The organism is Psychrobacter sp. UBA5136 (genome assembly GCF_002414005.1).
GTDB lineage: Bacteria > Pseudomonadota > Gammaproteobacteria > Pseudomonadales > Moraxellaceae > Psychrobacter.
Genome location: NZ_DHYG01000064.1, coordinates 1 through 13535, shown reverse-complemented (window position 1 = coordinate 13535; position 13535 = coordinate 1). Strand labels below are relative to the sequence as shown.

The window sequence follows — 13535 nt, the reverse complement described above, 5'->3', positions numbered from 1 at the left end:
CTTTTTTATGTCTATTTTAATATATCCAGTGATGTGGCGTTAATAAAAACCAGCTACTGTACCAGTAATGAAATCGGTACGCTATTGCTGCTATTTAGCGTCCTATCACTACCATAACCTGAGTTTTGGCTTTGATTGTTTTGTGATATTTGTCCAATAGTGACCCACTGCCCACGTGGCACGATAATGGTGCTATCTAATCTTTGCCCTTGTATGCGACTGTTATTATCTTGGCGGTAGCGATTATGAGAAGGATTAGCGCGCACGAGCTGCTCTTCTACTTGGGTGAGCGCTACTTCGACCTGTCCGTTTGGCAGTAGCCTTGGCGTCACCGCAATCCCTTGCGTCGTCGGCAGTAATACTTGCTGCTGAATAATAATCTGCCCCGCTGGACGGTTATAGGTCGGATAGCTATTGGCAATATAGGTTTGGTTTAATGAGTAAAGCGTGCCTGTGCTAATGCTGGCGGCGCTACCTGATAGTGTTTGTACTTGATATAAATTGTTGCCTTGCTGCTGGCTATTACGCTGGTTAATCAACCCTGACCCTTGGATACCGCGATTGCTGATAATAACCTGACCTTGCTGAATATTACTTTGAAACTCAGTATTATTACCAACGCGCACAGCAACCGTTAACGCCTGCGGCTGACGGTCAATTTGTACCAATAATTGCTGTACTGCCTGATAATTAGCAGCAGTGGTATGCAACACCAACTTATCTTGATAAGTCGTCACTGTGCCGCCATCGCGGCTACTGTTTAGCTGCTGACGGACAGCTGGTAGTAGTGCTTCACCGCCATAAGTATGGATGACATAGGTTTGAAAAGTAGCGGCTTGGGCGACTATTGGCATTATAGCCAGAGTTAGCAGCAAAAATCTTTTGTGCCCAAAATTTCCATTATTAAAAGTCGTGATGGCGTAACCAAACATCGCTGTTAGATAATTGCCAAACTTCCTCATATGCGACTCCTAATAGATATTTAACCCAACCTCTAAACCATGACTAGCAGTCTTTAAGCAGCCAATAAACATCATCGTTATTCAGAATTTCATTTTAAGCTTTAGTCATTTAAGCCCAAAACATCCTGCATATTATATTGTCCCGTTGGCTGCTCAATCACCCAGGTTGCCGCTCGTACGGCACCAGCAGCAAAGGTCATGCGCGCGCGAGCGCGGTGGGTAATTTCAACCATTTCGCCGTCGGCAATAAACATCACCGTATGATCGCCGATAATTTCACCGCCGCGTATCGCATGAATGCCAATCGTCCCTGCTTCGCGCTCGCCCGTTTGTCCTTCGCGGCCATAAATGGCGACATCTTTTAGGTTCTGTCCGCGCGCTTCTGCCACCGCCTCTGCCATCATATACGCCGTACCCGATGGTGCGTCGATTTTATGCTTATGATGGGCTTCGATGATTTCTACATCAGCATCATTACCAAAAGCTTTTGCTGCCATAGCGAGCAATTTTAATGATAAATTAACGCCCGTTGAATAGTTACCTGCATAAACGATAGCGATTTTCTTACTTGCTGCTTTTAATACTTGCTCTTGCTGCTCATTAAAACCTGTTGTGCCTATCACCATCGCAACGTTGCTTGCCGCACAGAGTTGCATATTTTGTTCGGTCGCATCCGGTAAGCTAAAATCAATTAATACATCGATGTCATTAATAACGGCGGTTAAATCATCGACAATCTGCACATCTAAACGACCAATCGCGGCAACTTCGCCCGCATCGGCACCGACAAGGCTTGAGCCTTGACGTTCAATCGCGGCGTTCAGCGTGGTTTGTGCGTTGTCTTGCACCGCTTCAATCAGCATACGCCCCATACGCCCGCCGGCACCGATAACGCCAACGTTAATGGTTTTTTTTTGCTCTTTGTTTTTTGACTGCTGACTCATATAGCTACCCTAGATATTTTATTTTTGATAGGTTGGTTGTTAAATTTGTGAGGTTAAGTTTAGCAAATATAATGGATAAATGGTTTTTTATAGCATCAACAAAAAGGCCTATCGTTTCACGTGAAACAATAGACCTTAAAACTTCTTAAACAGTAGCGCTAGCTATCAATCAAATAAGTCGCCAATCTTTTTAAAGAAAGATCTTTTATGTGGCGACTGCTGATGCTTACTATCGCCGTCCAAGGTATCTTGGAATTGACGTAACAAGTCTTTTTGCTCGCGCGTCAGATTCACTGGCGTCTCAATCACCACGCGGCAAATCAAATCGCCTTTCATCGTCGTGCGTACTGGCGTCACACCTTTGCCGCGTACACGCAATAATTTACCACTTTGCGTGCCTTCAGCAACCTTGATTTTAACTTTGCCATCTAGGGTTGGGATTTCAACTTCTTTACCAAGTGCCGCATCGGTAATACTCACGGGCACATCCATATAAAGATCGGCACCTTGACGGGTAAAGACGTCATGCGGCTTCACGCGTACTTCGACGTATAAATCGCCGTTTTGCACGCCTGCGCCGCCTGCTTCGCCTTCGCCTGCTAGGCGTACACGGTCACCATCGTCAACACCCGCTGGGATAGAAACCTCAAGCGTGCGCGATTTGTCTTTGACGCCGCTGCCATGACAGTCAGAACAAGGGTTTTTAATCTGTTTACCGGAGCCGCCACACTGCGGGCAAGTCTGCTGCACGGCAAAAAAGCCTTGCTGCATCCGTACTTGGCCTTGGCCGTGACACATCTGACAAGTAACAACATCAGAAGCGTCTTTCGCACCTTTACCATCACAGGTATCGCACGGCGCAGGCGCGGTAAAGCTGATTTCTTTTTTGCAGCCGCGCACCGCTTCTTCTAGGGTCAGCTCAATCACATAACGTAAGTCTGAACCGCGGCGTGAGCGTCCACCGCCGCCACGTGATTGACCAAAGATGTCACCAAAGTTGCCAAAAATGTCGCCAAAGATATCTTGGAAGTTGCCACCGCCGCCGAAGCCGCCACCGCCCATGCCGTTTTCAAACGCTGCATGCCCCATGCGATCATAAGCTGAGCGCTTTTCTTCATCACTCAATACTTCATAAGCCATCGACGCTTCTTTAAATTTATCTTCAGCATCAGGATCATCAGAATTGCGGTCAGGATGGTATTTCATGGCTAGCTTGCGGTAGGCTCGCTTAATTTCTTTACTGTCAGCGGTTTTACTGACCCCCAATACTTCATAAAAATCGCGCTTACTCATGGGCTCTCCTATCGTCTTCACAGTCCACCGGTCGGCCGATTCATCAACCCGAATCAATCACACCCTTTATACTGCCCGCACCCACACTTAAAGGTTTCACATGAAACAGTGCGGATGGTGCGGATAACGCGTAAAAAGAGGACAATTTATGAATCTTACAAGCGAATACGGCGGGATGCTGCTTAGCCAAATCAATTATTAAAAGTTTGCGCTATTTATGGAGATGACGGAGGGATTTATCAAGCACTGAGGCGTCTAAATTATAAATTAAGGAGTTTTAAATCCCTTAAAAAAGAATTTATTAAGAATTTCACAAAGGTTTCCATACCTTTGTAAGGTTGAGCCATGCTAATATTTAGCGCCGTATTGATGTGTATTTAAACACTGTTTTTAGTTTTTTAGCCACTTTTTAGCCACTAGGTCTGCGATAAGGTCGTATTATTATGAAAAAGCTGATTGTTTTATTGATTGTCATTGCCGTCGCTATCTATGCAGGCTCGCCTTACTACAGCGCTTATCAGCTTAAAAATGCCTATGATGCCAAAGATGGCGCGGCTATCGCGGCGGCTATTGATTATGAGCAAGTGCGTCCCAGTATCCAAAATCAGCTGACCAGTCAGTTTGCAGTGACCGTGACCAAATACCCATTGGTCGCCGAACTTGGCGGCGCGCCATTAACCGAAGCGGCCAACGGCTTTATTATCCAAGCGGTCGATGGCGCTATCACTCCGCAAAATATTGAAAAACTGATTAACACCCAAGGTCAAGCCAATACTGCGACCAAAGAGCTTGCGGCGGCATGGGCGATTGCTAGTAATCAGGTCGATCTTAAAAACCTGATTCAAAATCTAATCATTCAGCGCGGCGACGTCAATGCCGTGGTCAAAAACCAAATGCAGCAAATCATGCAAAAGCAAGCGGCCGAGCTTGAGCAACAAGCGGCGCAAGGTACGGATAGTGACAAGCCAACACTCAGCTATTGCGGTATCAACTGCTTTACCATTAGCGGTCAAGTGAAAGGTTATCCGCTGACTATCGAGATGCAGCGCGAAGGTTTGATAAATTGGAAAATCGTTGATATCGTTTTGCCGCAATAATTGTTGCTAAAATATATTTACTAAAATCAAGGCTAAGCGCAATAAAAAATCGCCCGATAAATTATGTTTATCGAGCGGTCTTTTATAAACTGTTTGACTCAAAATTTCATATCATAAATTTATAACCACTAATCTACGCCCAAAAATTCTAAAAACTCTGGGCTCTCAAAGCTTGCTTGGTAAAGGACGCCATCTTCGCGGTAAATAGCTGGCGTTGCCATGACCGCAAGCCCTGCTGATTTTTCACGGTTAGGCGTTACATAATCGGCCGTACAGCTTGCTGGTGCAGGCGTCATTTTACCTTGTAGCATTGCTTTATCAAAAGCTGTGCGGCGGCTGTCCTCACTACCCTGACACCAGATAGCGCGCATTTGCTCAGGCGACTTTTCATAGATTGGATAACCGATGGTTTTTACCGTCACGCCTTTAGCATTGAGCATGGGTAGCTGCTGATGGAGACGGCGACAATAAGGACAATTGACATCATTAGCGACATAAATAACCGCTTTCTCAGGGCTGGTGGCAGGATAAGTAATCAGTTGGCTGTCGTCCAAAGTGGCAAATACCGACTGATTTTTAAGGCGCTCAAAGTTGCTATCAAGCCCGATAAACTGACCGTTTTCAATCACTGATATCTCACCATCGGTGATATATTGTCCATCGTCTGATAGTAGAAATGGTACACCTTCTAGCGTCGCACCCCAAATCACTCCCGGCACGGCGGTGTAAAAAAATGGCGTTTTGGCACTCATGTTTTTAAGCGCACTCATATTTGCCAATAGGTCAGATTTTAGGCTAGCACTAATAGGTTTGCCGACTTGCAAGCTGCTGCTGCGCGCGGGCGTTTTGGTGACGACGCGCTTGCTTGGGTTCTTTTGTAGCTCGCCTTGGATGACATATTTACCATCTGCGGTGATATGCAGCGGCGGCTGTCCAGCTAGGCTGACTTGATACATATTTGGCAGTTTAGAGGGCGCGATAGAAGTGATTTGCGTTTTAATACCTGCTTGCGTTAGCAGCTCGCGCAAGCGGCTGTCGATAGATTTATTAACGGTGCTAGCAGCTTGCACGCTTGGGGCTGCTTGGGTTAATTTTTTATTGCCCCCATCAGTGGCGCTTGGCTGCGCACAAGCCGTGGTCGTCAATAATATGGCACTGATTAAGCTGGCGGATTTGAATACAGGTCGTTTCACAGAGGACAGTCCTATCTGGTTTCTAATAGCTGTTTTTAAGAGCCATTGTTTTTAAAAGCAGCAATGCTTTAAACGCTCTCGTTATTAATAAAGACAACGATATTATGTAAAAATATAGATTAAAAAAGCTAGGCAGACTTTAGCATAAGGAGGATTTTTGCCAAGTGATAACGGCTCAATTTTGCAAAACAGCTACTGAGCTTTAAGAGATAGGCAACACAGAGGGCTAGAAGAGGTAGTAAGGATAAAAGATAGGCATTAAAAAAGCAGCGCACCATTTAGTGGCTGCTTACTGGGGCAATTATGGTAGCGGTTTTTAGGGTTTAGCAAAAACCAAATTTAGAATTTAGCCACTTCTTCCGGCGTTAAAAAACGGCTGTCGCCTCTCTCCAAACCATCCAAATTAATATGCCCAATACTGGCGCGGTGTAGCTCGGTGACTCGATTACCAAAGTAGCCCATCATGCGTTTTACTTGATGGTATTTGCCTTGCTCTAAGGTCAGGCGCGCATGGGTTTCATCGATAAACTCAAGGGTAGCGGGCTTGGTCGGCTCATAATCGCCTTCTAATAAAATGCCTTCAGCCACTTTTTTGATGGCTTTTTCTTGCGCATCGCTGTCCATCGGATCTGCTAAGGTTAGCTCATAAACTTTAGCATGCTCATGCTTAGGGCTGGTCACGCGGTGTAACCAACTGCCATCGTCACTGATAAGCAGCGCGCCTGTGGTATCGACATCAAGTCGTCCAGCTATGCGCAAACTGCCAAGCTCTGGTACGGCGATTAGCTCGGTGACGATAGGATATTCTTTGGCTTTTAAGGTACATTCAAAGCCCTCTGGTTTATGCAGCAAGATATAGCGATTGCCCGTAGCAACCGATAAGGGCTCGCCCGCCCACATCACATCGTCATTAACGATATCGACATGTAAGCCTGGGTCTTTGATGACCTGCTCGTTTACTGTCACCTCACCAGCGTGCAAAATCCGCTTTGATTCTTTGCGCGACAGCTCAGTGGCTTTACTAATAAATTTATCTAGACGCATACGATTACTACCATCCGTTTTACATTACCAACTCTATAATAGAAGCCAACGATACCAGCAGGGGTGCTAAGCTTGTCCGCTGTCTTAACTAATTAGAAATGGTATTATAAGAAAAAATTAAATGAGCACTGCGCCAAATACGGACGCCAGTGAAAGTTAAGTAAGTTTACCATATCCAACCTAGACCTGATGAACTATGAGTTATCAAACGCTAAAACATGCTGTCACGGCACGTTTAGAAATTAAAAAATCCGAGTTTATTGCGCACGCCTATCCGGTGGCTTCACGAGAAGACGCCATGTTTCACGTGGAACAGCTACGCGCGCAATATGCCGATGCGCGTCACCACTGCTGGGCGTATATCATCGGCGACCCTAACAATACCGCCAGCGCAGGCTTTGACGACGATGGCGAGCCAAATGGCACCGCAGGACGACCGATATTAAATGTCTTGCAGCATAAATCTATCGGTAACGTCATTATTATCGTAGTACGTTATTTTGGTGGTATCAAACTGGGCGCAGGCGGCTTGACTCGCGCTTATGCCGGCTCTGCGCAAGCGGCGGTAGACGAAATGGTATTGCTCCCCTACGTACCAATGGCGCAAGTAAAAATACTCGCCGAGTTTGCCACCGAAGCGCAGTGCCGCTATGTGGTCGAGGATTTAGGCGGCCGTATTGATGACGTGAATTATAGTAAGCAAGTCACCTTGACCGTGTCGCTTGCCAAAGCAGATATTGATAATCTAAAAGAGCGCCTAGCGATGAATGGGCGCGTCCTACAATCACCTTAACTCATAATTTTTTGAGTGACCATGCGTTCACTGAGCGTTCATTGAAAAGCATTGGTTTTGGCAACGCCCGTCGGTATGATAAGGCATTGATTCTTAGAGACGATTTTAACGATAAATTTAACCACCATTAAATAAGAAACCTTTATGCCGAAAACAAATAAAACCTTTGCGCCCGCCCCTTTTAAACCGCCGTTTTGGCTAAGCAATCCACATCTACAAAGCATTTTACCCAAATTCTTTGCGCCCAAAACGCCGACGTATCGCCGCGTGGTCGCAAAAGATTCGTTGGATGAAAGTGATATTGCTTATGACTTTTATGATGTTCATCCTATAAACACAGAAAACGGCGAGCTTGAACAAACGCCATTAATCGTCCTATTTCACGGTATGGAAGGCAGTAGCGACAGTCATTATGCGCGCGCTTTGGCCTATCAGATGCACGCACAAGGCTGGCACTTTGTCGTCGCGCATTTTCGTAGCTGTGGCGGTATTCCTGCAAGCGGTCGCGTGTTTTATAACGCTGGGGATACGGGCGAGTTGCACCATATGCTTGAGAATTTGCGCAAAAACTTTGCCCATATATACGCGGTAGGCGTGTCACTAGGTGGTAATGCACTGGCTAAATATATGGGCGAATATGGCGATAAAGCGCTATGTGATGGCGCGGCGGTGATTTCAGCGCCCGTCGATATGTCGTCTGCGGCGCTGAGTATGCACAGCTTTTTGAGCCATCGTATTTATACGCCGTATTTGCTTAATCCCATTATCAAAAAAGCCTTGGCTAATGACATTACCAAAGATGAGATTGATTCCATCAAAGCGGTCAATCGCATCAGTGACTTTGATGATATTTTCACCGCGCCGCGCCATGGCTACCGCTCTAACAATCATTATTATTACGCCTCATCGGCCCTGCCTTATTTGATAAAAGTGACCAAGCCTTTATTATTAATTAGTGCCAAAGACGACCCTTTCCTTGGTTTTACCGCCACGCCAAACGATGTCTCTGACAGCGTCACTATTTTGGACACCGAACATGGTGGGCATGTGGGCTTTATCCGTTATCGCACGGACAGAGACAAATCGACGCATCTTTATAAACAATCAAGATTAGATATCAACTGGTTACCCGAAACCGTCAGTGCTTATTTTGAGTCTATTGGCGTGCCGTCTAACAACTCTGACGCCTAATACTTATTTTAGCCAATTTTAGACCTACCTTTGAACTTTTGAGATTACGCTATGTATCCTTATCTACGCTATACCAAGTCTATCGTTAGGGCGGTCATCGCTAACATAAAAGGTCAGTCTTTAGATCTAACGCAGACCAGCGAGGTGACAGTGCGCTGTAGTCTTACCGACCTTGATCCAATGCTTGAGATGAATAACGGTAGGGCTTTGACAGTATATGACATCGGCCGTACAGACTTTATCATCCGTACTGGTCTTGGGCGTTTGTTACTCAAAAAACGCTGGGGTATGGTGGTAGCAGGTAGCAATATTCAATACCGTAAGCGTATTCGTCTGTTAGATAAAGTCACTATCAAGACACATATTGCAGGCTTCGATGAGCGCTGGATATATCTTGAGCATTCGATGTGGGTGAAGGGCAAACCCTGCTCGTCTATGCTGCTAAGAACGGGGGTTACAGAAGGCGGTAGAGTGGTGGATACCGCCCGTGTATTAGCGGCACTAGGTCGATCTGATTGGAAGTTTCCTCCGTCAGGCTATGTGGCAGAATGGATAGAGAGCGATAAAGATCGCCCGTGGCCGCCGGCGGGTTAATTTTAGTTGCATTAAGCGTTTAAGCTAGGCAGTTAGGTTAAATAAATGAGCACTAGTCTTAAAAAACATTGCTTTTATAATGGAAACCTTCTTCTTTTATTGCATAACTAAATACACATTATCTAACACGCTTGCCGTTCAGCTTTGCTAAAGTAAGTCATGCAAATCTCCTCATAACACAACAAGGACGCCCGTCATGACCTTACTTAAAACCTTTGATTTAACCCATCCTATCGTGCAAGCGCCGATGGCAGGCGCAACCACGCCAGAGCTGGCAGCGACAGTAAGTAACTTTGGCGGGTTGGGATCACTGGGCGGTGGGACGACGGCACCATCGGTTTTAAATGAGCACATTAATATTCTTAAATCGCTCACCAATCGCCCCTTTATGATCAATCTGATGGTGTTATCGGAGCATGATTCTAATACCTTGGATAGCGAAATCCCTGCTTGGTTAAGCGAGTATTATCAAAAAAATAGTATAGGCATGGCGTTACCTAAACGCCCTGCGCTCAATTTTTCTGAGCAGCTGCAAGTGCTTTATGACAATCCCGTCCCTGTGGCGAGTTTCACCTTTGGCATTATCAGCGCCGAGCAAGTGCAGCGTTTACAGGAGTTAGGTACGCGCGTCATCGGTACTGCCAATCATCCGTTGGAAGCAAAAGCATGGGCAGAGATTGGCGTCGATGCGGTATGTATTCAGGGCTCGGAAGCTGGCGGCCATCGCGGTGGCTGGTTGCAAGAAAGTGCCAACGATCCACTAGGTTTATTGACGCTGATTAGCCAAACGCGCGCGTGCACCGATGTTCCTTTGATTGCAGCTGGCGGGATTATGACGGGGCAAGCCATCAAAGCGGTACAAACAGCAGGCGCAGAGCTTGCGCAAATAGGCACAGCATTTTTGACCACCGATAAATGCGGTATTAATGATACGTATAAACAAGCGCTGCTTGATGTCAGTCTGGGTAAGCGCAGTAGCGAGACGCGCTTAACTAGGCTGTTTTCAGGGAAGCAGGCGCGCGGATTGTTAAACGATTATCTGCGCGACTTTGGTCAATTTGAAAATGCGCACAAACTACCGCCCTACCCTCAATTAAATGCCATGACCAAAAACTTGCGAGCGCATGCAAAAAACAACCTAGATGCAGAACATCAGTCTTTATGGGCAGGTCAAGGGGTGGCTTTGGTCAGACAGGAAAGTACGCTTGAATTGCTCAAGCGCCTGGTCAAAGATTTATAGTTTGATTCAGGTAGGCTGGGTTAAAAGCCCAGCCTACGGTACTATTTCTTTAACCCTTCACGAAACGCCTTATAATCGTCCGCCGTTTGCTCCACCGCCTCAATCATCGGTACATGACCAACCTCTGGCATCATAATCACTTGCGCTTGCGGGATGATTTGTTTTATAAGCTTGACCGTTTCAGGTTTAATCACTTGATCTTTTTCACCCCAAACGACCAGCGTTGAAATGTTATATTGGGCGATAATTTTGGCACGCTCCTCGACATTGTCGGTGACGATTTGCTCGAGGATTTTGGCGTCCAGCTCTTTATTGGCGATACGTTCTTGCGCAAATACCGCTTTGACCGATTTTGGCAGATAAGGCGGCTTGTACATGACAAAATCGTACATCTTATAGAAGTCTTCATTGCTATTAACCAGCAGCGGATTGTTTTCTAGCGTCGCCCCTTCTAGCGATTTAGGAATGCCAACTGACCAAAAGCCTGCGCTATCGACGAGCCATAAGCTTTTGACGTCGTTTGGATACTTTGCCGCATAAGCCACGCTGATAGCGCCGCCCATCGAATTGCCGCCGACATGGACACGATTTGCCAAACCTTTGGCTTGCAGCAGCTCATGTAAGCGCGCCGCTTGCGCCTCCGAGCGATAATCTGCGCTCATCGGTTTACTAGACTCACCAAACCCAAGCAAATCTGGAATGATCAGATGATAGCCTTCTAACTGACTGGCGATGCGGGTGAAGTTGTCTTTATTACCGCCAAAACCATGAATGAGTAATAACGGCTCGCCTGTTACATTGCCGTTTTCGGCATAAACCATTTTATCGCCAGAGGACAATGTTAGTACCTTTACTTCTAAATCAGACTTGTTACGTTCATACTGAACTAGCTTTTGGGTGGTATTGACGGCTAAAGTGTTGGGCGCGGTGGTACAGCCAACGACTGAAAGACTAAAAAGCGCGGCAAGGCACAGGCGTTTTAATAGCATCGAAACTTCCTTGTTAATATCTGGCAGAGTAAATTAAAAAGCATAAGCTTAGCACTCGCTTAATTCAAGCGTAAACCATGACCGCCGCGATGTAAGCGAAAGCTGGGAAAAAGGCAATGTGGCGTGATTATCCTCGTCTGTTTTTGCCAAACCTCTTTTTGCCAATATTTTCTGACGTTTCTTATCTTTTGACGTTTTTTATCATAAGTAAGAGATAACCTTAAAAGCAAAATAACATGATTACTACAACAGATTATCACGCTACTTTATTTGCTTACCACTCTAATAAAGATGGCGCGAGCATTGTCACTTATAATAAGCATTTTTACTGCATTAACCGTATTTCATCAATCTCAAGTTAACTATTTGCCATCTTTCGTAGGACGTATATTTACCAACAGTCAAAGCCAACTTGGATGGCGCAAAAGGATGCACATTGAGTAACACAAGTATTTCCACTAAAAAACGGCGCGACCTTACCGAAGGCTCAATTGCTAAAACGATGCTGCTGTTTGCCTTGCCAACATTAGGATCATCGGCGCTGCAGTCGTTAAACGGTTCGATCAATGCCATCTGGGTAGGCCGGTTTTTAGGTGAAGAGGCACTGGCAGCGACGGCGAACGGCAACATCTTGATGTTTATCCTGATCTCCTTCGTTTTTGGTTTTGGTATGGCGGCTACCATTTTGATTGGTCAGGCCATGGGCCGCCGTAACGACACTATGGTCAAAAAAACCATGGGCACGGCGCTGGGTAGTATTATCCCGATAAGTGTCTTGGTGGCGGCAGTCGGGTGGATATTTGCGCCGATGCTCCTTGATCTACTGGGTACGCCAGCAAGCGCGGCAGGCCTTGCTTTGACCTATCTGCGGATGATTTTTGTTGCGATGCCCGTCACCTTGACGTTTACACTCATCATGATGGCGCTACGTGGGACGGGCGATTCTACGACGCCGCTTTGGTTTATCATTATATCGGTCATTATTGATTTGGTTTTGACGCCGACGCTTATTTTGGGTATAGGCCTGTTTCCCGAATGGGGCATATTTGGCTCAGCTTTTGCAACCGCTGTCGCCAACACGCTAGCGCTGATTGGTATGGTCGCTACCATGTATCTGCGCGGTTCTGTACTGGCACTTAGACTGCCAGAGCTGCGTTTTTTGCGCGCAGACCGAGACATCATAAAGTCAATGTTTTCAAAGGGGCTGCCGATGGGTCTACAGATGATTGTAATCTCCTCTGCGGCGCTTACGATGCTGTCGCTAATCAACCGCGAAGGGGTACAGACAACGGCCGCTTACAGCGCGACCCAGCAGCTTTGGACCTACGTGCAGATGCCTGCAATGGCGCTCAGTGCCGCGGCCAGTGCGATGGTCGCACAGAACATCGGTGCCAATCAATGGAATCGCGTTGCGGGCATCACCCGCTGGGGGCTTATCTTTAATTTAATTTTGACAGGCGCCATGATCGCAGTGCTGACCATTTTTGATAAAACCGTTTTGGGGCTTTTCCTTGGCAGTGATAGTGCAGCGGTGCCAATCGGGCGGCATATTCAACTCATGGCAACGTGGGGATATCTGTTCTTTGGGGTCGCGCAAGTGCTGTTTGGCACCATGCGTGCCAACGGCTACGTGATCTGGCCGCTGATCGTTATGGTGATTTCGATGTATCCGGTACGTCTTGGCTTTGCTTTTGGGCTTTATCCAACACTTGGTGAGGATGCCCTCTGGTTGTCTTTTCCAGCAGGGATGGTGGCGACGGCCTTGATGGGGATAGGATTGTATCTGTACGGCGGCTGGCGTAAAGGTAAAATCTTGCCTGCAGAAGAAGCGGCGCAAAGGTCTGAGGAGTTTCGCGCACAAACAGGCACCAATGCATCGTTTCGTGATATTTTACCGACCACGGTGTGGAAACTGTCTCCTTTGCGCCGTATGACAAGGCTGCGCCGTCGATTACAAAGACGACTGCAAAAACACCGTATGAGAAGAAAGAGTAAGAGCTCACAGCGCGGTGTATAGATATCAATTAAATTGACCCCACTCTCAACTTGAAATAAGCAAATCAAACTGAAGAGGCGGGTTACCAAGTTTTTTGTTGAGTACAAAGCACAGATTGTGTGACAGAATCTTACGAATCAATCGATGAGACAAATGCCATAAATCTCTTGCTCGCACTCTTTGTATACTAAATCGTTCT

The 13535-nt window shown here is 46.5% G+C and carries 12 protein-coding genes and 1 pseudogene; 6 read left to right on the top strand and 7 right to left on the bottom strand.

Translation table 11 applies throughout. From position 1 onward, the window contains the following. Positions 1-53: 53 nt before the first annotated feature. The 3 genes from B4240_RS10255 to dnaJ form a co-directional block, all read right to left on the bottom strand. Complete coding sequence (locus tag B4240_RS10255) at positions 54-962, bottom strand: hypothetical protein (protein WP_296238938.1); 909 nt, start codon at positions 960-962, stop codon at positions 54-56. Between the two features lie 101 nt (positions 963-1063). Then, on the bottom strand, positions 1064-1906 hold the full coding sequence (dapB, locus tag B4240_RS10250; RefSeq protein WP_296238936.1) for a 4-hydroxy-tetrahydrodipicolinate reductase: 843 nt from the start codon (positions 1904-1906) through the stop codon (positions 1064-1066). 165 nt (positions 1907-2071) lie between these two features. Beyond that, positions 2072-3199 carry a molecular chaperone DnaJ gene (dnaJ, locus tag B4240_RS10245; RefSeq protein ID WP_296238935.1) on the bottom strand — a complete coding sequence of 376 codons (1128 nt, stop codon included), beginning with the start codon at positions 3197-3199 and terminating at the stop codon, positions 2072-2074. 443 nt (positions 3200-3642) lie between these two features. On the opposite strand from dnaJ, the gene B4240_RS10240 reads away from it, so the two are divergent. Next, positions 3643-4296, top strand: coding sequence for a DUF2939 domain-containing protein (locus tag B4240_RS10240; RefSeq protein ID WP_296238934.1), 654 nt, complete (start codon positions 3643-3645; stop codon positions 4294-4296). A 128-nt stretch (positions 4297-4424) separates the two neighbouring features. On the opposite strand, the gene B4240_RS10235 is transcribed toward B4240_RS10240, so the two are convergent. Then, positions 4425-5489: a disulfide isomerase DsbC N-terminal domain-containing protein gene (locus tag B4240_RS10235; RefSeq protein ID WP_296238932.1), complete on the bottom strand. Its 1065-nt coding sequence runs from the start codon at positions 5487-5489 to the stop codon at positions 4425-4427. 339 nt (positions 5490-5828) lie between these two features. Continuing rightward, positions 5829-6533: a pseudouridine synthase gene (locus B4240_RS10230; protein WP_296238930.1), complete on the bottom strand. Its 705-nt coding sequence runs from the start codon at positions 6531-6533 to the stop codon at positions 5829-5831. 196 nt (positions 6534-6729) lie between these two features. Between B4240_RS10230 and B4240_RS10225 the strand changes: the two genes are divergently transcribed. The 4 genes from B4240_RS10225 to B4240_RS10210 all read left to right on the top strand — a co-directional run bounded on the left by B4240_RS10225 (position 6730) and on the right by B4240_RS10210 (position 10351). Then, positions 6730-7326, top strand: a complete 597-nt coding sequence (locus tag B4240_RS10225) for a YigZ family protein (protein WP_296238928.1) — start codon at positions 6730-6732, stop codon at positions 7324-7326. 144 nt (positions 7327-7470) lie between these two features. Next, the gene (locus B4240_RS10220; RefSeq protein ID WP_296238926.1) at positions 7471-8517 is read left to right on the top strand and encodes a YheT family hydrolase; all 1047 of its coding nucleotides are present in this window, start codon (positions 7471-7473) and stop codon (positions 8515-8517) included. 51 nt (positions 8518-8568) lie between these two features. Continuing rightward, entirely contained in the window at positions 8569-9111 is a 543-nt protein-coding gene (locus B4240_RS10215) for an acyl-CoA thioesterase (protein WP_296238925.1), read from the top strand. A 196-nt stretch (positions 9112-9307) separates the two neighbouring features. After that, entirely contained in the window at positions 9308-10351 is a 1044-nt protein-coding gene (locus B4240_RS10210; protein ID WP_296238924.1) for an NAD(P)H-dependent flavin oxidoreductase, read from the top strand. 41 nt (positions 10352-10392) lie between these two features. Here B4240_RS10210 and B4240_RS10205 read toward each other — a convergent pair whose 3' ends face one another. Beyond that, complete coding sequence (locus tag B4240_RS10205; protein WP_296238923.1) at positions 10393-11340, bottom strand: alpha/beta hydrolase; 948 nt, start codon at positions 11338-11340, stop codon at positions 10393-10395. Between the two features lie 436 nt (positions 11341-11776). Between B4240_RS10205 and B4240_RS10200 the strand changes: the two genes are divergently transcribed. Then, positions 11777-13357: an MATE family efflux transporter gene (locus B4240_RS10200; RefSeq protein WP_296238921.1), complete on the top strand. Its 1581-nt coding sequence runs from the start codon at positions 11777-11779 to the stop codon at positions 13355-13357. A 24-nt stretch (positions 13358-13381) separates the two neighbouring features. On the opposite strand, the pseudogene B4240_RS10195 reads toward B4240_RS10200, so the two are convergent. After that, positions 13382-13535: pseudogene (locus B4240_RS10195) on the bottom strand (IS982 family transposase); the annotation flags it as partial.

What these genes read in the sequence shown, in the direction of transcription:
- dnaJ (WP_296238935.1), bottom strand. Translation starts at nt 3,199, where the DNA reads ATGAGTAAGCGCGATTTTTATGAAGTATTGGGGGTCAGTAAAACCGCT.
- B4240_RS10225 (WP_296238928.1), top strand. Translation starts at nt 6,730, where the DNA reads ATGAGTTATCAAACGCTAAAACATGCTGTCACGGCACGTTTAGAAATT.
- B4240_RS10210 (WP_296238924.1), top strand. Translation starts at nt 9,308, where the DNA reads ATGACCTTACTTAAAACCTTTGATTTAACCCATCCTATCGTGCAAGCG.
- B4240_RS10230 (WP_296238930.1), bottom strand. Translation starts at nt 6,533, where the DNA reads ATGCGTCTAGATAAATTTATTAGTAAAGCCACTGAGCTGTCGCGCAAA.
- B4240_RS10205 (WP_296238923.1), bottom strand. Translation starts at nt 11,340, where the DNA reads ATGCTATTAAAACGCCTGTGCCTTGCCGCGCTTTTTAGTCTTTCAGTC.
- B4240_RS10255 (WP_296238938.1), bottom strand. Translation starts at nt 962, where the DNA reads ATGAGGAAGTTTGGCAATTATCTAACAGCGATGTTTGGTTACGCCATC.
- B4240_RS10220 (WP_296238926.1), top strand. Translation starts at nt 7,471, where the DNA reads ATGCCGAAAACAAATAAAACCTTTGCGCCCGCCCCTTTTAAACCGCCG.
- dapB (WP_296238936.1), bottom strand. Translation starts at nt 1,906, where the DNA reads ATGAGTCAGCAGTCAAAAAACAAAGAGCAAAAAAAAACCATTAACGTT.
- B4240_RS10215 (WP_296238925.1), top strand. Translation starts at nt 8,569, where the DNA reads ATGTATCCTTATCTACGCTATACCAAGTCTATCGTTAGGGCGGTCATC.
- B4240_RS10240 (WP_296238934.1), top strand. Translation starts at nt 3,643, where the DNA reads ATGAAAAAGCTGATTGTTTTATTGATTGTCATTGCCGTCGCTATCTAT.